The sequence below is a fragment of the Oxalobacter aliiformigenes genome (assembly GCF_027116575.1).
GTDB lineage: Bacteria > Pseudomonadota > Gammaproteobacteria > Burkholderiales > Burkholderiaceae_D > Oxalobacter > Oxalobacter aliiformigenes.
Genome location: NZ_CP098252.1, coordinates 579,376 through 599,375 on the forward strand (window position 1 = coordinate 579,376; position 20,000 = coordinate 599,375).

Genomic DNA, 20,000 nt, shown 5'->3' on the forward strand with positions numbered 1-20,000 from the left:
ATGGATTGAATTATGGTTTCTTCAGTACTGATAACTGATGCAATCGAGAATTTGACGGGAGGTCTTTCCAGTGACGACGGCAGGCTTGTCATGGATGCCTATGCATTTGCACGGGAGTCCTATGCCGATATCAATCTGGATAGCGGTCAGCCTGCTATTGAATTTTCGAAAAGCATCGGTTTGATCCTTGCGGAATTGAACAGCGACGCACAGACGCGTATTGCCGGTTTGCTGGCGGTTTTGCCGAAATACAATCCGGATGTGGCAGAACAGATAGAAGCCCGTTTCGGAGTGGAAGTATCCAATCTGGTCGACAGTGTCCGCAAACTTTTCAAATTGCGGGATCTGACGGGCGGACTTGAAGAAATCGGACATGGAAAAAATGCGGCCCAGATACGGAAGGCGCAGGCCGAGACGTTGCGCAAAATGCTGTTGGCCATGGCTGCCGATATGCGTGTCGTCATGATCCGGCTGGCTGCGAGAATGGCGGCGCTGCGTTATCTGGCCAGGAAAAAGGATGACAGCGATGTCAGCAGGCATTATGCCAAGGAAACGCTCGAAATTTACGCACCTTTGGCGAACCGTCTGGGTATCTGGCAAGTGAAGTGGGAGCTGGAAGACCTTTCTTTCCGGTTCATCGATCCGGATGCCTATCGCAAAATCGCAAGGAGTCTTGAGGAAAAACGGACAGAGCGCGAGGATTTCATCCGCAGGATCATGGCCCGCCTGAAAGAGGAGCTTGATGCGGCAGGCATCAAGGCGGAGGTGACCGGTCGACCGAAACATATTTACAGCATCTACAACAAGATGCGCGGCAAGTCGCTCGATTTTTCCCAGATGTATGATTTGCGGGCTTTCAGGGTCATCGTTTCCGATATCAAGACCTGTTTTACTGTACTGGATATCATCCACCGTCTCTGGATACCGATCCTGAAAGAGTTCGATGACTATATTTCCAGACCGAAGCCGAACGGCTATCAGTCGTTGCATACGGTTGTCGTTGCGGAAAACGGACAGCCGTTCGAAGTGCAGATCAGAACACAGGAAATGCATCGTCTGGCTGAATTTGGTGTGGCCGCGCACTGGCGTTACAAGGAGACCGGCGGTTCGACGTTTGTCGCACAGCAATATGACGAAAAAATTTCGTATCTGAGACAGCTCCTGTCCTGGAAAACCGATGTGGACGATGCCGTCGCCGAAGAGGATACCCACAAGGAGTGGGTTGAGAAAATCAAATCAACCACGCTGGATGACAGGATATACGCCTTGACGCCACAGGCACGCGTCATTGACTTGCCGCAGGGCGCGACACCGATAGATTTTGCCTATCAGGTTCACAGCGATGTCGGTCATCGCTGTCGCGGCGCCCGGGTAGATGGTGTCATGGTGCCGTTGAATACCCCTTTGAAAAGCGGTCAGACCGTTGAGATCATTACGGCGAAGGGGGCGACCGGGAATATCGGCCCTTCCCGTGACTGGCTGAGTCCCGGTTATGCCGTCAATCCCAGAACGCATGCCAAGATACGTGCCTGGTTCAATGGCATCGAATATCAGGAAACGATTGCCGGTGGCAGGGCCGTTATTGAAAAACTTCTCCAGAGGGAAGGAAAAACGGCGGTCAATCTGGAAGAACTGGCCCGCAAGCTGGAATTTTCCAAAGTGGAGGAAATGTTTTTTGCTGCAGGCAAGGAAAAACTCAATTTGCGTAATGTCGAAATGATCCTGCACGGTCAGGAAACTGTGAAAGAAACGGATCATGATGACGATATCATACGCAAGAGCAGGGCATCCAGTGTGGCAAGCGGGGCGAAATCCGGCATTCTGGTTGTGGGAACGGAAGGGCTGCTGACCCAGATGGCAAAGTGCTGCAAACCGGCGCCTCCTGATCCGATTATCGGTTTTGTGACCCGCGGAAAGGGGGTTTCAATACACCGCAAGGATTGCAAGAATTTTCTTGAGATGGAAAGAAAAACGCCGGAGCGGGTTATTCAGACAACATGGGGAACACCGGAACCCGATACGGTCTATCCTGTCGATATTTACGTTCTCGCCGGAGACCGTCAGGGTTTGTTGCGGGATATTTCCGACGTATTCATGCGGGAAAAAATCAATGTTGTCGGTGTGCGTACCCAGAGTAGCAAAGGGCAGGCCAGAATGTCTTTTACTGTGGAAATCGTTTCGACTGACAGCCTCAACAAGGCCATGCAGATGATCGGCGAAGTCGGCGGTGTGATGCAGGTAAAACGGCATTGAAGGAGAGAGGGAATACGGTTTCTGTTGAAACTTGTGTAAACGATACCGTTTTAGCTGTTAAACTATGCCGTACCGGGTGAATGCTCGGGTACGATAAAATATTCAAATTCTGTTTTTTGCATAATCAATGAAAAAATTGCGTAAGCTACATGTGTTTCTGGTAACCCTTCTGTTGGGGGGATCCATTATGTCTTTCCGGTTGTTTGACGGCAATTTTTCGACGGAAAGTATTCATGAGTGGGCACTGGATTCACTTTTTGTCGCGGCTATTCTCGGTTTTATCGCGGTGAAATGGCTCAAGCACAAGGGCAAACTGGACTGAAACTGTCGTTGACGTGCCGGCGTTTGACGGAAGTTATTGCAAATGCATGGTGTGTGAAAAAATGGATCCGGTCCTTTTTGCATGACACTTTTCAATAGGGGCAAATCATGCCACCGCTTATTCATTTCAAATCTGCCGGATTGCGGCGTTTCTTGCTGATTCTGGTATCTCCTTTTTATTTTCTGATCGTTTTCGGCACGAGAATCGGAAGAAGTGTGGAGCTGACCCTGGCGGATTTTCACGAGGTCTTTTGTGCCGTCTGGAAAGGTAACGTCGAAAAAGAACGGCTTCTTCCCTGCCCATTCTGCGGCGGGAAAGCCAATCCTGACGGATGGCGTGCAAATGGCGGTGCATCCGGTCCGGCGTGTGATCAATGTGGAGCCACAGCATGGTCAACTTATACCTGGAACAGCCGTGTTCCGGTTTCACCGGAGTCGGGACAAAAGAGTGATTCCGGAGAGTGACCGTCTTTTTCGCCTGTCTTCTCGCTGTTTTTCCGATAATCAGTATCTGTTTGCCGAATGGCAATGCCTTGCATGACGATGGCAATCCGCTGTCGTTTTTTGTTTGGAAAGCAACGGATTTTCTTTGTTGTCCGGCAACTTCACTGAATTGCCGATTGCTTTTTATTTCATATAAATTTAACATTTTTTTCTGATTTTTTTAACAATTTTTAACGTGGTGTTGATTGCAGGCGCCAGGTTGGAGTGTTTGTCGCTGTGGCTCTTTTCAAATTTTCCTGGCTGACTGTCTGTATTGCCGTTTTTGCTTCGGTTTCCGCACTGGTAAGCTGTTTTTTCATGCCAAGTGAATCGATGATTCATTTCGTGAGGGAAAACGGACCGGTTGAAAATCTGACCCTGGTCTTTTATGTCGTCGCGATCGCATTCATTCTGTACAGTGGAAGATCGTTTCTGACGGTCAGAACCAGAGTGGCGGTTACCGTTTTGCTGGCTTATATGTTCATGAGAGAAGCCAGTTTGCACAAGTCGGTCAGTACGATGAGTATCCTGAAAAGCAAGTTCTGGCTGGGAAGCCAGATTCCATGGACCGATAAATTGCTTGCGATCGCGATTCTTGCGCCGGTTTTGTGGGCGCTTTTTTATTTTGTGGAAAAGTATATTCGTCAATGGTGGTCGGATCTCCGCCGCAAGGATGGGTATGCTGTGGGTGTTTTCGTTTTTCTGGCCGTACTGGTCATTTCCAAAATTTTCGACCGCTCGCTGAACATGATGCATGAAATGTGGGGATGGCATTTCGATTCATGGGTGGAGGCGATGGTGACGGGGCAGGAAGAATATCTTGAATGTATTCTTCCATTGCTGGTTCTGGTCTCTTTTTATCAATATCGGGAGGTATATGGCACATTATGGAAACAAGCGGATTCCCCGTTTGTTTCGGTCTGGCTGGCCTTGCTTGCGTCTTTTTCGGCACTGATTTGCCAGGTTGTCTTGCCGACCGGCGATATGTCTTTATTTGTTCAGGAGAACGGGACGGTTGAAACGCTGACGCTGGTTGCGTATGTCGTCGCCATTATCGTTGTGGTGTGTTTCGGCAGACGGGTTGTACTGCCAACCCGGTGCGCCATTCTCATGGTACTGGCTTATATGTTTATGGGAGAGATGGACTTGCACAAGAGGATCAGTTCGGAAAGTATCCTCAAAATCAGGTTCTGGCTGGGCAGCCAGATACCGGTCGCGGACAAGCTGCTGGCCGTGCTGGTTCTGTTTCCGCTGGCTTGGAGTATCGCTTATCTGATCTTGAAGCATGCCCGTATTTTCATTGGTGAACTGGTGCGGAAACGGGCCTGGTCAGTGAGTGTTCTTACTTTTTTTGTTGTTCTGGCGGTTTCCAAAAGCATTGACAGAATGGTCAGTGTGCTGACCGATTTCTCTTGCATGTATTTTCCGGACTGGGTTCTTGTTTTAAGGACTTCTCAGGACGAATTTCTGGAATTTTTGTTGCCTGTGCTGGTTCTGGTGGCCTTTTTGCAGTACAGGCAGCAGACAGGCGGTTTCTTTCGCCATTTGTGACCGGGTCAGTAAAACAAATGTTGTTTTGGCAAAAAGAAATGTGCCAAAAAACTTTTTTGTATGCATTCGGCGGGCTGTTACATAAAAAATAGTGTGTCATTGTGGAACTTTATTGCTAACATATATACCCGTGAAAAAGAAGTAACCCTTCTCCATGCGCACAAGTCGTGTTCACACAAGAATACGCGTGACAAACGGGTAAAACGATCAATTGTATCTGACAACACATGATGTGTTTGCCCGGACAGGGCGGCGGTAAATGTCCGGCCCTGCTATTGCGCCTGAAAGAATGAAAAGCATTCGCACTATCGTCTGCCGGCTAACCTGCATGACAGACGGTGGTGTCATAGTTGTCAACACGCACAGATTAGGACATAAGAGAAACGTTATATGACAGAACGTAAAAAATGTTATCGTCTTCAGGTCGCTGAGAATCTGTACCGTTTTATTGAAGAGGAAGCGTTACCCGGTACAGGAATTGACAGTGACAGTTTTTGGCGCGGTTTCGACGCGATCGTTGATGAAATGAGCCCGAAAAACCGCGCTTTGCTGGCCGAGCGGGAAAGCCTTCAGGAAGAACTGGATTGCTGGCATCGTCTGAATCCCGGTCCTGTCAGGGATATGGCCGCTTACAAGCAGTTCCTGAGCGACATCGGTTATCTGGTTCCGGTGCCGGAAAATGTCAGGATCGACCCGGAAAATATCGATGAGGAAGTATCCGTACAAGGAGGGCCGCAGCTGGTCGTTCCGCTGACGAATGCACGGTATGTCTTAAATGCCGTCAATGCCAGATGGGCGAGTCTTTACGATGCACTGTATGGTTCGGATGCCATCAGTGAAGAAGATGGCGCCAGCAAAAACGGCCCTTATAACGCCATAAGGGGCCAGAAGGTCATTGCTTATGCCCGCTCGATGCTTGATGAATTCATTCCTCTGGTTGCCGGATCGCATCATGACGCCGTCCGCTATTATCTCAAGGACGGACAGCTTGCCGTTGCACTGAAGAACGGAAACGAAACGTCATTGAAACAATCCGAGTGGCTGGCAGGATATAATGGCAGCCCGGAAAATCCGACTTCCCTTCTGTTCAAGCAGAATCAGCTTCATTTCGATCTGCTTTTCGACAAGAACGATCCGGTTTGCGCAGGTGATCCTGCCGGTATCCGCGATATCATCATGGAAGCCGCGACAACGACCATTCTGGATTGCGAAGATGCCGTTGCTGCTGTTGATGCCGATGACAAGGTTCTCGTTTACCGGAATCTGCTTGGTGTCTTGAATGGCGATCTGGAAGAAAACGTGACCAAGAACGGAACGACTTTCGTGCGCCGGATGAACAAGGATCGTGAATATCTGTCTGCCGCTTCCGGTGAAAAGTTCACATTGCCGGGACGCAGTCTGATTTTCGTCCGTAATGTCGGTCTTTTGATGCAGAATCCGGCTATTCTGGATCGTGATGAAAACGATATTTTCGAAGGCATCATGGATGCTGTGATCACGACTCTGATTGTCAAACGTGATCTGCAAAACAGGATCAGTTCCCGTCGCGGTTCCATTTATGTCGTCAAGCCGAAGTTGCACGGTCCCAAGGAAGTCGCTTTCACGAATGAACTGTTCAACAAGGTAGAAGCATTGCTGGGGCTGGAACCCAATACGGTCAAACTTGGCATTATGGATGAGGAACGTCGTACCAGTGCCAACCTGAAAGCATGTATCGCTGAGGTTCCCCATCGGCTGGCATTCATCAATACCGGATTCCTTGACCGGACCGGCGATGAAATCCATACTTCCATGGAAGCCGGTCCGATGATCCGCAAGGGCGACATGAAAAAAACGCCATGGATCAATGCCTATGAGGTCAATAATGTCCAGGTCGGTCTGGAATGCGGCATGAGAGGGAAAGCGCAGATCGGAAAAGGCATGTGGGCCGCTCCGGATCTGATGGCGGACATGATTGCGCAAAAGGGAGCGCATTTGAGGGCAGGGGCCAATACGGCATGGGTTCCGTCTCCGATGGCGGCAGTTTTGCATTCGCTGCACTATCATCAGATCAATATCGAACAAACGCAGGCGGCTATGGAAAAACAGCCTTTTGTGGATGTTCTGGATGATCTGTTGACGATTCCGGTTACCGATAAACCGGACTGGTCTCCGGAAGAAATCCAGCAAGAGCTCGACAACAACGCGCAAGGCATTCTGGGTTATGTTGTCCGCTGGGTCAATCAGGGGATCGGTTGCTCGAAAGTACCCGATATCAGTGATATCGCACTGATGGAAGACCGTGCGACACTCCGGATTTCCAGTCAGCATATCGCCAACTGGCTGCGTCACGGTATTGCCACGATGCCTCAGGTTATGAATACCCTGAAAAGAATGGCGGCCGTGGTTGACCATCAGAATGCCGGTGATCCAACATACCGTAAAATGACGGATGATTTCACCCATTCACCGGGATTCAGGGCTGCCTGCGATCTGGTCTTCAGAGGGTTATCGCAGCCGTCCGGTTATACGGACCCCTTGTTGCAGACCTGGCGCCAGAGAGCGAAGGAACAATTCAAATGTTCCTGTTGCTCATAAAATTGTCGGGAGTTCGCCGGTTTTCGCAAACCGGCATGTGACCGAAAAGTAGAAAAACCGGGAGAACATCCCGGTTTTTTTGGGGGGTTTTCATATGGGGGCGGCTGAAAATGGGACTGGAACTGATCAGGGACGGATGGTTTTTGCCAGCGATATATCAGGGTATTTGCCGAATGACAGCTTGACCGCCTTTCCGTTCAGACTGGCTTTCATCTTCCAGAGTTTCGAACCTGTCGGGGCGATTTCCAGATACATGCCGCTTCCGTCAAAAAGGGTATAGGGCTTGTCTTTGGGTTTTGCGTTGTCGATCTGTTCGGGTACCAGAGGGATGATCCGTTTTGCCATTTGGATACTGTCCGATCAAAAAATGGGTACCTGAAAAATAAGTACCCATAACGGTACTGAAAATCGTCAGCTTCGGCAATGCCGCATTAGACCGCATAAAACAGAAAACCCGCGCAAACACTTGGTTTTACACGGGTTTTTTACTGTATTGGACTGCTTTAAACTGGCTACTGGTGCCGGGAGCCGGAATCGAACCGGCACGGTGTTTCCACCGGCAGATTTTGAGTCTGCTGCGTCTACCAATTTCGCCACCCCGGCGACGCCTGTGCATTATCGCTGATTTGCCTTCGAAGGGCAACTCAAAAGCCTATTTTTGGCTGTTTTTTGTCTCTAAAATCGTAAAGTGTTCGACAATCGGTGGACGGGCGAAGAATGGACCGACAACACCACGCCATTGAAGAAAGGCGGGTGATTCACGGAAGTCGATCGTATGATTTTCCAGTGTCTGCCAGTAATTCATCAGAACATAGCGTTCCGGTGATTCGATACATTTGTTAATCTGGTATCCGATGAATCCTTTTGCCTTGGCGATATACTCGGTGATGCCATGGGATATGGCTTTGTCGAATTCGGCCTGTTTGCCGGGCTGGATCAAAATATCGACGAGTTCGAGAATCATGTGTTTTCCTGATATATAAAGACCGGAATTTTATCATTGAAAAAACGGTTTATACCATTCGGTAGAAATCGGTGGATGTATCAGCGGGGATAACGCAATGCGTCCAGCCACCGGATCAGGGGAATCGTGGCCGGCAAAAGCGGTTCGACATGAATGGCTCCTTGCCAGCCGAACGACTGGCTTTCACGGCTTTGGGGATAACCTGCCCATCGACGGATGATGAAAAAGTGCAGGCGGACATGGGCATGGGGATAGACATGTTCGACGCAGCACCAGGGATCCGTATTCAGAACCGTTATTCCCAGTTCTTCCATGAATTCGCGCTTCAGTGCTTCTTCAACTGTTTCACCGGTTTCAACCTTGCCTCCCGGAAATTCCCAGTATCCTTCATATGGTTTGCCGGCCGGTCTTTGTGCCAGCAGGACATCTCCGTTTTCTTTCATGAGGATACCGACGGCAACATCAATGGGGGCTTTTTTTTCCGATGTCATTGTTCTCTGTCATCCCATAAGTTGCCTGTCGGATCGGAGGACGGTACGGTCACACCGAAATGACGATAAGTCGCTGTCGTGGCGATACGGCCTCTCGGGGTTCTTTGCAAATAACCCTGTTGTATCAGGTAAGGTTCCAGAACGTCTTCGATTGTATCGATTTCTTCTCCGATAGCGGCGGCCAGGTTGGCGATTCCGACGGGGCCACCGCTGAATTTGAAAAGGACAGCTTCCAGCAGCTTGCGGTCCATCAGATCGAATCCGACAGGATCGACATCCAGCATTTTCAGGGCGGCATCGGCCATTTCCCGAGTGATTTCGCCTGTACCTTTCACTTCGGCATAATCCCGGACCCTGCGGAGCAGACGGTTGGCGATACGGGGGGTTCCCCGGGCACGGCGGGCGATTTCCCGGGCACCGTCTTCAACAATCGGTGCTTTCAGAAGCATGGCGCTGCGGGCGACGATCCGGGTCAGATCGTCGATATCGTAAAATTCAAGCCGGGCCACAACGCCGAAACGGTCTCTTAACGGATTGGTCAGCATGCCGGCACGGGTTGTCGCACCGATCAGGGTAAAGGGCTGCAAATCCAGTTTGACCGAACGGGCGGCAGGTCCTTCACCGATCAGGATATCGATCTGGTAATCTTCAAGAGCGGGATACAGTATTTCTTCCACAACCGGCGACATCCGGTGGATTTCGTCGATGAAAAGTACGTCATTGGCTTCCAGATTGGTCAGGATGGCGGCCAGATCGCCGGCCCGCTCCAGGACGGGACCGGATGTCTGCCGGAGATTGACCCCCATTTCACGGGCGATGATGTGGGCCAGTGTCGTTTTGCCCAGGCCGGGAGGGCCGAACAGCAGGGTGTGGTCGAGTGCTTCGTGACGTTTTTTGGCCGCAGCGATGAATATTTCCAGCTGCTCGCGAGTCTTGTGCTGGCCGACGTATTCGCTCAGATATTTCGGGCGTAACGCTCTTTCGATCGCCTCTTCGTTGGGAGAAGCCGTGCCGGCGTCAATAATTCTTTTCTCGCTGAAGTCGTCGGTTTGAATACTCATGGTTTACCCGTTGTGTGTTGGGGGATCAGCCTTTGGACAGGGCTTTCAGAGCCATTTTAATCCCGTCCGATACATTGCAGTCTCCCGGAATCTGTTTTAGGGCGACAAGCGTTTCTTTTTCTGAATAACCCAGTGCCAAAAGGGCATTCTGGATATCGGACAGGGTGTCGTTGGGTACTGTCGCCGAAACGGCGGACAGGGTACCGGAATCCAGTTTTCCTTTCAGTTCCAGCAAAAGCCGTTCTGCTGTTTTTTTGCCGATACCGGGAATCTTCGTCAGACGGACAGTCTCCTGGAGGGTAACGGCCTGCGTTATTTCGGTAACGGACAGTCCTGACAAGAGCGCCAGTGCGATTCGCGCTCCGATTCCTGTGATTCTGATCAGCTGTCGGAAAAGCGCTCTTTCATCCAGACTGCCGAACCCGTAGAGGATATGCGCATCTTCCCGGATAGCGAGATGGGTGAAAAGAGTGACTTTCTCGCCGACGGACGGGAGATTGTAGAACGTGCTCATCGGCACATCGATTTCATAGCCGACGCCCTGGCAGTCAACCAGAAGCTGCGGCGGATTTTTTTGCAGTAAAGTACCGTGTATGCGACCGATCATGTTGTATTGATCCAGACAATGGAAGTTGATTGTATGTTACCGGATAAGTCTGCCCCGTCTGATACGGAAAGTATTCTGATTGCTCAATACGGCGGCTTTTTCCAATGCGCGGATGGCATCGAATCCGTGTGCGTGGCAGATGGCGATACCAAGTGCATCGGCAGCGTCACTGCCCGGAATACCGGGTAACGACAACAGTCGCTGCACCATTTCCTGAACCTGTTTTTTCTGGGCTTTTCCATGTCCGACGATTGCCTGTTTGATTTGCAATGCCGTAAATTCGTAAACGGCCAGTTCAGCGGCCACCAGTGCACTGATCGCCGCACCCCGTGCCTGTCCCAGTAATAAGGTCGATTGCGGATTGACGTTGACAAAAACTTTCTCGATGGCGGCACAATCCGGTTCATAGGTGGCGACAATTTCGCTGATTCCATCGAAAATGGTTTTCAGACGAACGGGCAACCCCGCTTCCGGCGGTGTCTTGACGGTTCCGGAAGCGATATAGTTTAGGGCATTGCCTTTTTTGTGAATGATGCCGAAGCCTGTGGTTCGAAGGCCGGGGTCGATACCGAGGATTTTCATGACGAAGCCTTTATCGGGCAGTGCCGGTTGCTGTAGTCATGCCAATCCCCTTCTGTATCAGTGGCGGAAATGACGGATGGACGTGAAGACCATGGCGATGCCATGTTCATCCGCGGCAGCGATCACTTCCGGATCGCGTACGGAACCGCCCGGCTGGATGACGGCAGTGGCACCGGCATTGGCCACGATGTCCAGGCCGTCCCTGAACGGGATGAATGCATCGGATGCCACAACCGAACCCTGGAGGGAAAGTCCGGCATTGGCCGCTTTCATGGTGGCGGTGCGGGCGGCATCGACACGGCTCATCTGACCGGCACCGATACCGAGTGCCATTCCGTTGCCACAGAAAACGATGGCATTGGATTTGACGAATTTGACGACTTTGGAGGCGAACAGCATATCCTGCATTTGTTGCGGGGTCGGTTGTTTTTTCGTCACGACTTTCAGATCGGTCGCAATGACATCGACAATGTCCGGCGACTGGACGAGCAGGCCTCCTCCGACCCGTTTGAGGTCGAACGCATTGGCGTTTTTGCCCAGGGCGATCTGGAGAAGACGCAGGTTTTTCTTGCGGTTGAAAATGCTTTTGGCTTCTTCCGTGAAAGCCGGTGCAATCAATACTTCCACGAACAGTTTGGATACTTCTTCCGACGTACGGCCATCGAGTTCTCCATTGAATGCGATGATACCGCCGAAAGCCGCTTCGGGATCGGTTTGCAGCGCTTTCCGGTAGGCGTCCAGCAGATCTTTTCCGGTCGCGACACCACAGGGGTTGGCATGTTTGATGATGACGCAGGCCGGTTCATCGAAGTTCTTGACGCATTCCCAGGCGGCATCCGCATCGCTGATATTGTTGTAGGAAAGTTCCTTGCCCTGCAGCTGTCTGTAACTGGCCAGCGTTCCCGGCTCGATATTTCTTTCACGATAGAAGGCGGCGGACTGGTGCGGATTTTCACCATAGCGCATGTCCTGGACCTTTTCGAATTGCAGGTTCAGGATTTCCGGATAGGTCTGGCGATTCCGGTGGTTCTTGTCCGCTTTCAGGCTCGACATGTAGTTGGCGATGGCTCCGTCATACTGGGCGGTGTGCGCGAAAGTTTTTTTGGACAGTTCGAACCGGGTATCGATGGAGAGCGAACCGTTGTTCTTTTTCATTTCGGCAATGATGCCGCCGTAGTCGGCCGGATCGCAGACAACGGTCACATCCCGGTAATTCTTGGCGGCGGAACGGAGCATGGCCGGGCCGCCGATGTCGATGTTTTCGATGGCATCGTCCAGTGTGCAGTTTTCCCCGGCGACGGTCTGTTGGAAGGGATAGAGGTTGACGACGACCATATCGATGGTATCGATACCGTGTTTCCGGATGGCATCCAGATGGGACGGGATATCGCGTCTGGCCAGAATTCCGCCATGAACTTTCGGATGCAGGGTTTTGACACGTCCATCCAGCATTTCCGGAAATCCCGTGTAATCGGCGACTTCGGTTACGGCGATACCGTTTTTCTGAAGCAATTCCGCTGTTCCGCCAGTAGAAAGAATGGCGATATTCATGGCGGCCAGTTCTCTGGCGAATTCGACAATGCCTGTTTTGTCAGAGACGGATATCAGAGCGAATTGAGTCATGGTAATAGAGTTTCAATAAACAAAAAATAGGTGAAAAAGCCGGTTACAGAAGATTGTGCTCGAGCAGTTTTTTTCGCAGGGTATTCCGGTTGATCCCCAGCATTTCGGCAGCATGTGACTGGTTGTTTTTGGCATGGGCCATGACTGCCATCAGGACCGGTCTTTCGACCGTATGCATGATCATGTTGTAGATATCTGTCGGTTTTTGTCCGTCGAGATCGTTGAAATAGTCCTGCAGACTGTGCAGAATGACTTCCTGGATATGCTCTTTGCTCATATTGTGTTTCCAATGGCGGCTTTGTTCAGCCAGCCGGTCAATCCGATTTTTTTAACAGTTGTTATTGTAACCTTTCGCCGTGTTCAAGTAGAAATGTAAAAAAGCGATTGATTTCATCAATCTGCTCTTCACACGTGTCGGCAGTGTTGGTTTTTTGCCGCAGTTTTTCACCGTCAGGCAGGTTTCTGGCATACCAGCCGATATGTTTTCTGGCATTGCGGACGCCGATGGTTTCACCGTAAAACCGGTAGTGGTCTTCCAGATGTTCCCGAAGGATCCGCCATATTTCCACGACTGTCGGGGGAGGTGGAAGCGTTCCGTGTTCAAGAAAATGACCGATTTCACGGAATATCCAGGGTTTGCCTTGCGCTGCGCGACCGATCATGATGGCGTCGGCCCCTGTTTTGTCGAGAACGGCTCTGGCCTTTTGGGGCGAATCAATATCTCCATTGGCCACGACGGGAATGGAAACAATCGATTTCACTTCGGCAATGGTATCGTATTCTGCTTTTCCGCGGTAGCCATCGGCACGTGTCCGTCCATGCAGCGTCAGCATGGCGATTCCGGCTGATTCGGCGATTTTTGCGACCGATGGCGCGTTGATGTGGGCACGGTCCCAGCCGGTACGGAATTTCAGTGTAACGGGAACATCCACGGCACGGATTACGGCGTCAAGAATTTTTCCGACCAGAGGCTCGTTTTGCAGCAGTGCCGACCCGCACCAGTTGTTACATACTTTTTTGGCGGGACATCCCATGTTGATGTCGATGATCTGGGCGCCCTGATCGACATTGTAACGGGCGGCATCGGCCATGACGGCCGGGTCCGAGCCGACGATCTGGACGGCACGCGGTTCCTGTTCTCCGGCGTGCATGATCCGTTTGCGGCTTTTTAATGTATCGCGCAACAGGGGATTGGCTGCGGCCATTTCGGATACGGCATACCCGGCGCCGAGTTTTTTGCAGAGCTGGCGGAAGGGCCGGTCTGTAATGCCGGCCATGGGGGCCACAACCAGATTGTTGGAAAGAACGTAAGGGCCGATTTGCATGATGGACAGAAAAAGCAAAAACCAATGTTACCAGATGGGGGCCGGAAAACGGAACAGAAACAGGTGACGGTTCAATAATGCCTGTAGTAGTCAACCGGCGGTTTCCGGCCTTCTTCCAGATGGGATGCTTCTCCCCATTGCAGCAATTCAAGGGTACCGTCAGTCCAGCGGAAACGGTTGATGCTGGTATTTAGAACCGGCATTCTGCAGTGCGTGCCCAAAGGAATGTTTTGGGCTGTACGGTAGGCGGTTTCGATGACGCCGAAATGGGTTACGATCGCTATTTTCTTCCCGGGATAGCGGGTGACGGCTTCCCGGATGGCATTGACTGCGCGGTGATGGAATTGCCGGGGACTTTCGGTTTTCCGTTCCCCATCGGGGAAAAAATGGTCAGGGTCTGCCGCATACCAGGCCTTGTAGGATTCCGGATAGGCTTCCCGGATCTCTTCGTCTTTCATGCCTTCGCAGATGCCATAGCAGCGTTCCCGGAATGACCGGTCCTGATGGACGGGCAGGTTATGTATTTTGGCGATTTCATATGCTGTCTGGTATGCCCTTTGCAAATCGCTTGAGAAAATGGCGTCCAGCGGCTCGTCCCGCAGGATTTCTGCCAGCGTGACGGCTTGCAAACGGCCATTTTCGTTCAGGGGAATGTCGCTGTGTCCCTGCAACCGTTTCTGGGTGTTCCAGGCCGTTTGCCCGTGCCGGATGATCAGGATGTCGGTCGGTTGTGTCACGTCGGAACTCAAAGCGTCTTTTCGATTTCCGGGTTCAGGGAATATACGCCGGTTATGCTTGCCTGATCCAGAATATGTCCTTTCATGGCGGCAAGGACATCCTGACCAGTAAAGCGACCGGCAAGCGGCAGTTTTTCCACATCCAGCGCATACAGGGTGAAAACGTAATGGTGCGGGATGACGTCGTTCCAGGGAGGACATGGTCCGTCGTAGCCGTAGTAATCGCCTTCCATGTCCTTGTCGCCGGCGAACCATGCCGTATAGTCATTGATACCCTGTCTTGAACCGTGCAATGCTTCGGGACCGTTTTTGCCTCTTGCCGTAATGCCGCTGGAAAATTCTCCTTCGGAAATGGAATGGATGCTGGCAGGCAGATCGGCAAGTACCCAGTGATAAAAATCGACTCGTGGCAGATCGGCCGGGACGGTTTTCCCTTCCTGATTGACGTCGTCGCCTTTGGAGGGAACGTCGTAATCGTGACAGATCAAAACAAGTGAACGGGTGTTTTCAGGCAGGTCGCTCCAGGCGAGGTGGGGATTTCTGTTGTCTGACATGGCAGCATGTGTGGTGCCGTCGATTTTGCAAAAGGCAAACGGTGTCGGGATCTTTGCTCCGTCCTTGAAAGAATCGCTCCAGAGTTTCATGATATCTCCTGAAAAAGTGGGTGGAAACAATGTGTTTATTTTGCCAGATACACAAGATCTTGGCAGCTTTTTCAAGTCTGGCGGAGTCCCTGTTTCCGGTTGGAGGTATCCAGCCAGAAGGTGACGGGGCCATCGTTGACCAGGGCGACTTGCATATCGGCACCGAACTGTCCGGTCTGAATCCCCGACAGTCTTGTTTTCGCCTGGCTGACGAAATAGTCGAACAGTTTTTTTCCGATGTCCGGAGGCGCTGCCGGTGTAAATGACGGACGTGTTCCGGATTTGGTATCCGCTGCCAGAGTGAATTGCGGTACGATCAAAAGTTCCCCGCCTGTTGAGATCACAGAGCGGTTCATCTTTCCGTTTTCATCGGAAAAAACACGATAATTCAGAATGCGTTCCAGTAACTGGTCTGCTTCTTTTTCCGTATCGTTCCGTTCGGCACATAACAGAACAAGCAATCCTTTGCCGATCCGGCCGATTTCCTCGCGTTCTACGGTGACGCTGGCCTGACTGACTCGTTGCAAAAGAGAAATCATCGGATATTCCCTTGTAAGTATCGGTTTGATATGGGGCTATGGCCGGATATTTTAAAAGATGTTCGCCGGAATGGATTCATTTTCTTTTTTTGTCACCAATATCCGGTTTTGTCTTCCGGTGAAAAGTCATGGTTGGCTGGAAATTGTTGAGATACGGTAAAGGGCCGTGAAATGGTCGCATATCGGACAACAGACCGGATAGGGCCGGTTTGTCGCTATCCATGATTTCTTGTGCTTGGTATCGCATTTAACCGGAAAATGGCGCTGTCTTGGAGAATCCGTCTCGCAATATGCAGGTTGCTGGAAGCGGGCGAAAGGAAACCGTTTTTATGGGCCGGTTGGCAATTGTTTCTCCGCGTTTTTCTTCATGCCGGATACCGTGCACCGAGAATACGGAATCCTTGCGCTCCGGTAACGGCAGGCAGATTTCCGGGTTCGTCCGCCACGAACCGGTAAGCCAGCCATGCGAATGCCAGTGATTCGACATGCATGGGGTCGATTCCTAGTGCATGGCTTGTCGATAATTCTGCGTGAATATCCCCGTTTTTGAGCATCTGTTTGAGCAGGGCCATCAGGAAACCGTTTTTTGCGCCGCCACCGCAAACGTAGGCTTGCCTGATGCCGGGGGCGTGATCGCGGATGGCATTGACGATCGAAGTCGCTGTCAGCATAGTCAGTGTCGCCTGAACATCTGCCGGATCAGGTAGCTCGGACATAAAAGTCTGAAACAGTTTTTCGTGTAGCCATTCCAGATTGAAAAGGTCGCGTCCGGTGCTTTTCGGCGGCAATTTGCCGAAGAACGGTTCGGCCAGCATGATTTTCAGTAATTTATCCGAATACCGTCCACTTTTTCCCCATGCCCCATCTGTGTCATAAGGCTGGTTTCTCCGGGATTGTATCCATGCATCCAGCAGCATGTTGCCGGGACCGGTATCAAAACCGGACACGGAACCGTCCGGTTTCAGCAGGCTGATGTTGGCGATGCCGCCGATGTTGATCACAGCGCGGGGAACGTTCTTGTCACCGAAGACGGCCAAATGAAAAGCCGGCACAAGTGGTGCGCCCTGACCGCCGGCGGCGATATCACGACTCCGGAAATCGGCAATGACATCGATTCCGGTCAGTTCGGCAAGCAGGGCGGGATTGTTGGTCTGCCGTGTGAAGCCGAGATCGGGACGGTGCCGGATGGTTTGTCCGTGTACACCGATAGCCTGTATTTCAGAATGGGAAATACCGCTTTTTCTGGTCAGTTCTTTGACGTTTTCTGCATAAAGAACGGCCAGTCTGTTGGCGGCCAGTGCTTCTCTTTCGATTTCGTTTTCACCCGGAGCCTGAAGCTCCATAAGCTGTTTCCGGAAAGAGAGGTCGAATGGCACACTGGCGGCAGAAAGGATTTCGACTCTGCCGCCTTCGTAATGGTCGGGAAAGGATGCCAGTATGCCGTCTACACCATCAAGGCTGGTGCCTGACATCAGACCGATGAATAAAGCCATGTTATCTTCCGGCGAAGTGTTGTTTACGGATTGTAGGCGAGCTGATGAGGTTTCGATACCGAGTCCATCAAGGCGAAACGGTGTTTCATATCGGCTAGGTTCGCCTTGAAACGCACCATTTCGCGTGCGGTTAACGGATGGATATTCGGCATGTCTACCTGTGCCGGATTCTGCTGGACATTGTTGACCCGGAATTCATAATGCAGGTGAGGGCCGGTACTGAGACCGGTTGAACCGACATATCCGATCACATCGCCCTGACTGACTTTTTTCCCGCGGGTCATGCCGGTCGCGATCCGGCTCATGTGTCCGTATGCCGTTGAATAGGGACCCCAATGCTTGATGGTGATGAAATTCCCGTATCCGTTTTGCCAGCCAGAAAAACTGATGACTCCGTCGGCAGCTGCTCGGATGGGGGTTCCCGGAGGCGCGGCGAAGTCTATCCCTTTATGTTGCCGGACTTTGCCTGTTACCGGATGGACACGAATGGAAAAGCCGGAAGAAACCCGGGTAAATTCAAGTGGTGATTTCAAAAAGGCTTTTTTTTGCGATTTTCCGTTGAAATCGTAATAGCCGCCTTTGCCCGGCGTACGTTCGAACCATATGGACTGATAGGGGGTTCCGTTGTTGGTGAATTCGGCGGCCAGTATGTTGCCGGTTTTCAGGAATTTGCCGTTTTGCCAGTAAGTTTCGTAAACGATATTGAAACGGTCGCCGCGTCTCAGATCGGAGTTGAAGTCGATGTCGGTGGAAAACATTTCGATGAATTGGCGGGTGACCGGATCCGGAACGCCTGCTGCATCGGTTGCCGCAAATAGCGACGACTGGATGATTCCGGAACGCATTTCCACAATCCGTTCCATTCTGGCCGTTTCTTCCGATATATCGAAACCGGCATCAGTCCGGGTGATCGCGATATTTGTCTGGATGTCGCCGGAATCTGCCAACAGGGTGGCCAGTCTGTAAAGCTGCCCCTGACCGTCGGTTTTCGCCTGGAGTGTCTGTCCGGTTTTCAGTTGCAGGAAAATTCTGGATTTTTCGTGTGCTTTGATGAAGTCTGCGGCGTTTTTGTCACGAATACCCAGTCTGGCCAGAAGCGTCGCCAGTGTGTCTCCTGAACGGACCTTGTCTTCACGTGTATAAAACTGTTTTTCCTGCCGGATTTTCTCGAGTTGCCTCTCCAGCGGCGGAAGCTGGATTTCTTCCTCGATAATACGGAAAGCGACCTCACTGGTATCGGGAGGATTTCCCGGAGCGACCGCTGCAGCACCGAACGCGATAAAGGCGAAACAGAAGGAAACGAGTGAAACGATCCGTGTTTTTTGTGATGTTCCCAGTAAGACCCGCTTCGCCCGGTCGATGAATCGCATTGAATTCCTCTTATTGCTGCAATCAGTTAGAATTGACTTTTTTGCGCAGGATGCTTTTCTTGTTATTGGCCTGTGGCAAAATTGCTCGAAATATACATTATATCAATACAATCCGTCGTAAAAAGCCAAATGAACGAAAAAAATTCCCCGTCAGTGCCTGTTGAAGAATTGCCTTTGTCCGATTCGGTCAGGGAAGCGATGGCGATCACATTGCGTGGTTGTGACGAACTGCTGATTGAATCCGAATTTGCCCAGAAACTTGCCCGTTCCGAAAAAAGCGGAAAACCGCTCAGAATCAAGCTGGGACTGGATCCTACCGCGCCAGACCTTCATCTGGGCCATACTGTCGTCTTGAACAAGATGCGTCAGTTGCAGGATCTGGGGCATGTCGTTATTTTCCTGATCGGCGATTTCACTTCCATGATCGGTGATCCGAGTGGCCGGAATATCACACGGCCCCCCCTGACCCGTGAACAGGTCAAGGAAAATGCCATGACCTATTTTTCCCAGGCCAGTCTCGTTCTCGATCCTGAAAAGACGGAAATCCGTTACAACTCCGAATGGAGCGACGGTCTCGGTGCGGGAGGGATGATCCAGCTGGCTTCGCAATATACGCTGGCACGGATCATGGAACGCGATGATTTTGCCAAACGGTTCAAGAACGGTTATCCGATTTCCGTTCACGAGTTGCTGTATCCGTTGATGCAGGGGTACGATTCGGTGGCTTTGAAATCCGATCTGGAGCTGGGCGGAACGGATCAGAAATTCAATCTGCTTGTCGGGCGCGAACTTCAGCGCCAGTACGGGCAGGAACCGCAGTGTATTCTGACCATGCCATTGCTGGAAGGACTGGATGGTGTCGAGAAGATGTCGAAATCCAAGGGCAATTATGTCGGAATCACCGAACCGGGAAATGTCATGTTCGGCAAACTGATGAGTATTTCCGACGAAATGATGTGGCGTTATTATGATTTGCTGTCGTTCAGGTCGATTCAGGAAATCGAACGTCTGAAGGAAGAAGTCAGAAACGGCCGCAATCCGCGTGATGTCAAGGTGGAATTCTGCCAGGAGATCGTGACCCGTTTCCACTCGAAAGCGGATGCCGATGCGGCGCTGGAAGATTTCGTCGCCCGTTCACGAGGCGGCATACCGGACGATATTCCGTCGGTGACGCTCGCCGGTGCGCCGATGGGTATCGGACAGGTGTTGAAACAGGCCGGATTATGTGCGTCCACTTCGGAAGCGCTGAGAATGGTCGATCAGGGAGGTGTTCGGGTGGATAGTTCTCCCGTAGGCGATCGGGGGCTCAAACTGGATGCCGGTACATTCGTCGTGCAGGTCGGCAAGCGCAAGTTTGCCAGGGTGACCCTGAACTGAAA

General features: G+C 51.4%; 20 protein-coding genes and 1 tRNA gene. 6 read left to right on the forward strand and 15 right to left on the reverse strand.

Annotated elements, in window-relative coordinates; translation table 11 throughout:
• Positions 1 to 12 precede the first annotated feature (12 nt).
• The 5 genes from NB647_RS02775 to NB647_RS02795 all read left to right on the forward strand — a co-directional run bounded on the left by NB647_RS02775 (position 13) and on the right by NB647_RS02795 (position 7,185).
• Positions 13 to 2,253, forward strand: a complete 2,241-nt coding sequence (locus NB647_RS02775) for a RelA/SpoT family protein (protein WP_269284028.1) — start codon at positions 13 to 15, stop codon at positions 2,251 to 2,253.
• 127 nt (positions 2,254 to 2,380) lie between these two features.
• Positions 2,381 to 2,575 (forward strand): hypothetical protein, encoded by a 195-nt coding sequence (locus NB647_RS02780; protein WP_269265029.1) that lies wholly within the window; start codon positions 2,381 to 2,383, stop codon positions 2,573 to 2,575.
• Positions 2,576 to 2,682: 107 nt separating this feature from the next.
• Entirely contained in the window at positions 2,683 to 3,039 is a 357-nt protein-coding gene (locus tag NB647_RS02785; protein ID WP_269265030.1) for a hypothetical protein, read from the forward strand.
• Between the two features lie 255 nt (positions 3,040 to 3,294).
• The gene (locus NB647_RS02790; RefSeq protein WP_269284030.1) at positions 3,295 to 4,608 is read left to right on the forward strand and encodes a hypothetical protein; all 1,314 of its coding nucleotides are present in this window, start codon (positions 3,295 to 3,297) and stop codon (positions 4,606 to 4,608) included.
• 390 nt (positions 4,609 to 4,998) lie between these two features.
• Positions 4,999 to 7,185, forward strand: a complete 2,187-nt coding sequence (locus NB647_RS02795; RefSeq protein WP_269284032.1) for a malate synthase G — start codon at positions 4,999 to 5,001, stop codon at positions 7,183 to 7,185.
• A gap of 126 nt (positions 7,186 to 7,311) precedes the next feature.
• On the opposite strand, the gene NB647_RS02800 is transcribed toward NB647_RS02795, so the two are convergent.
• The 15 genes from NB647_RS02800 to NB647_RS02870 form a co-directional block, all read right to left on the reverse strand.
• Positions 7,312 to 7,530, reverse strand: a complete 219-nt coding sequence (locus NB647_RS02800; RefSeq protein WP_269284035.1) for an Arm DNA-binding domain-containing protein — start codon at positions 7,528 to 7,530, stop codon at positions 7,312 to 7,314.
• 171 nt (positions 7,531 to 7,701) lie between these two features.
• Positions 7,702 to 7,788 (reverse strand) — tRNA-Leu (locus tag NB647_RS02805).
• Positions 7,789 to 7,837: 49 nt separating this feature from the next.
• Complete coding sequence (locus NB647_RS02810) at positions 7,838 to 8,149, reverse strand: antibiotic biosynthesis monooxygenase family protein (RefSeq protein ID WP_269265035.1); 312 nt, start codon at positions 8,147 to 8,149, stop codon at positions 7,838 to 7,840.
• A gap of 80 nt (positions 8,150 to 8,229) precedes the next feature.
• Positions 8,230 to 8,640 carry an 8-oxo-dGTP diphosphatase MutT gene (gene mutT / locus NB647_RS02815; protein WP_269284036.1) on the reverse strand — a complete coding sequence of 137 codons (411 nt, stop codon included), beginning with the start codon at positions 8,638 to 8,640 and terminating at the stop codon, positions 8,230 to 8,232.
• Positions 8,637 to 9,701: a Holliday junction branch migration DNA helicase RuvB gene (gene ruvB / locus NB647_RS02820; protein ID WP_269265037.1), complete on the reverse strand. Its 1,065-nt coding sequence runs from the start codon at positions 9,699 to 9,701 to the stop codon at positions 8,637 to 8,639. Before ruvB ends, mutT begins: the two co-directional genes overlap by 4 nt.
• A gap of 25 nt (positions 9,702 to 9,726) precedes the next feature.
• Positions 9,727 to 10,308: a Holliday junction branch migration protein RuvA gene (gene ruvA, locus NB647_RS02825; protein ID WP_269284038.1), complete on the reverse strand. Its 582-nt coding sequence runs from the start codon at positions 10,306 to 10,308 to the stop codon at positions 9,727 to 9,729.
• A gap of 36 nt (positions 10,309 to 10,344) precedes the next feature.
• Positions 10,345 to 10,890, reverse strand: coding sequence for a crossover junction endodeoxyribonuclease RuvC (ruvC, locus tag NB647_RS02830; protein ID WP_269265040.1), 546 nt, complete (start codon positions 10,888 to 10,890; stop codon positions 10,345 to 10,347).
• Between the two features lie 57 nt (positions 10,891 to 10,947).
• A complete protein-coding gene (purH, locus tag NB647_RS02835; RefSeq protein WP_269284041.1) occupies positions 10,948 to 12,513 on the reverse strand; it encodes a bifunctional phosphoribosylaminoimidazolecarboxamide formyltransferase/IMP cyclohydrolase in 1,566 nt (521 codons plus the stop codon).
• Between the two features lie 43 nt (positions 12,514 to 12,556).
• Positions 12,557 to 12,790: a helix-turn-helix domain-containing protein gene (locus tag NB647_RS02840; RefSeq protein ID WP_269265042.1), complete on the reverse strand. Its 234-nt coding sequence runs from the start codon at positions 12,788 to 12,790 to the stop codon at positions 12,557 to 12,559.
• Positions 12,791 to 12,851: 61 nt separating this feature from the next.
• Positions 12,852 to 13,838 (reverse strand): tRNA dihydrouridine synthase DusB, encoded by a 987-nt coding sequence (gene dusB / locus NB647_RS02845; RefSeq protein ID WP_269284043.1) that lies wholly within the window; start codon positions 13,836 to 13,838, stop codon positions 12,852 to 12,854.
• A 71-nt stretch (positions 13,839 to 13,909) separates the two neighbouring features.
• Positions 13,910 to 14,575, reverse strand: a complete 666-nt coding sequence (locus NB647_RS02850; RefSeq protein ID WP_269284045.1) for a histidine phosphatase family protein — start codon at positions 14,573 to 14,575, stop codon at positions 13,910 to 13,912.
• Positions 14,576 to 14,583: 8 nt separating this feature from the next.
• Positions 14,584 to 15,219 (reverse strand): YbhB/YbcL family Raf kinase inhibitor-like protein, encoded by a 636-nt coding sequence (locus NB647_RS02855; RefSeq protein WP_269284047.1) that lies wholly within the window; start codon positions 15,217 to 15,219, stop codon positions 14,584 to 14,586.
• A 71-nt stretch (positions 15,220 to 15,290) separates the two neighbouring features.
• A complete protein-coding gene (gene dtd / locus NB647_RS02860; protein ID WP_269284050.1) occupies positions 15,291 to 15,758 on the reverse strand; it encodes a D-aminoacyl-tRNA deacylase in 468 nt (155 codons plus the stop codon).
• A gap of 365 nt (positions 15,759 to 16,123) precedes the next feature.
• The gene (locus NB647_RS02865) at positions 16,124 to 17,251 is read right to left on the reverse strand and encodes an anhydro-N-acetylmuramic acid kinase (RefSeq protein WP_269284052.1); all 1,128 of its coding nucleotides are present in this window, start codon (positions 17,249 to 17,251) and stop codon (positions 16,124 to 16,126) included.
• Between the two features lie 23 nt (positions 17,252 to 17,274).
• The gene (locus NB647_RS02870) at positions 17,275 to 18,621 is read right to left on the reverse strand and encodes a M23 family metallopeptidase (protein ID WP_269284055.1); all 1,347 of its coding nucleotides are present in this window, start codon (positions 18,619 to 18,621) and stop codon (positions 17,275 to 17,277) included.
• 129 nt (positions 18,622 to 18,750) lie between these two features.
• Here NB647_RS02870 and tyrS point away from each other — a divergent pair, with 129 nt between their 5' ends.
• Complete coding sequence (gene tyrS, locus NB647_RS02875) at positions 18,751 to 19,998, forward strand: tyrosine--tRNA ligase (protein WP_269284057.1); 1,248 nt, start codon at positions 18,751 to 18,753, stop codon at positions 19,996 to 19,998.
• Positions 19,999 to 20,000 lie beyond the last annotated feature (2 nt).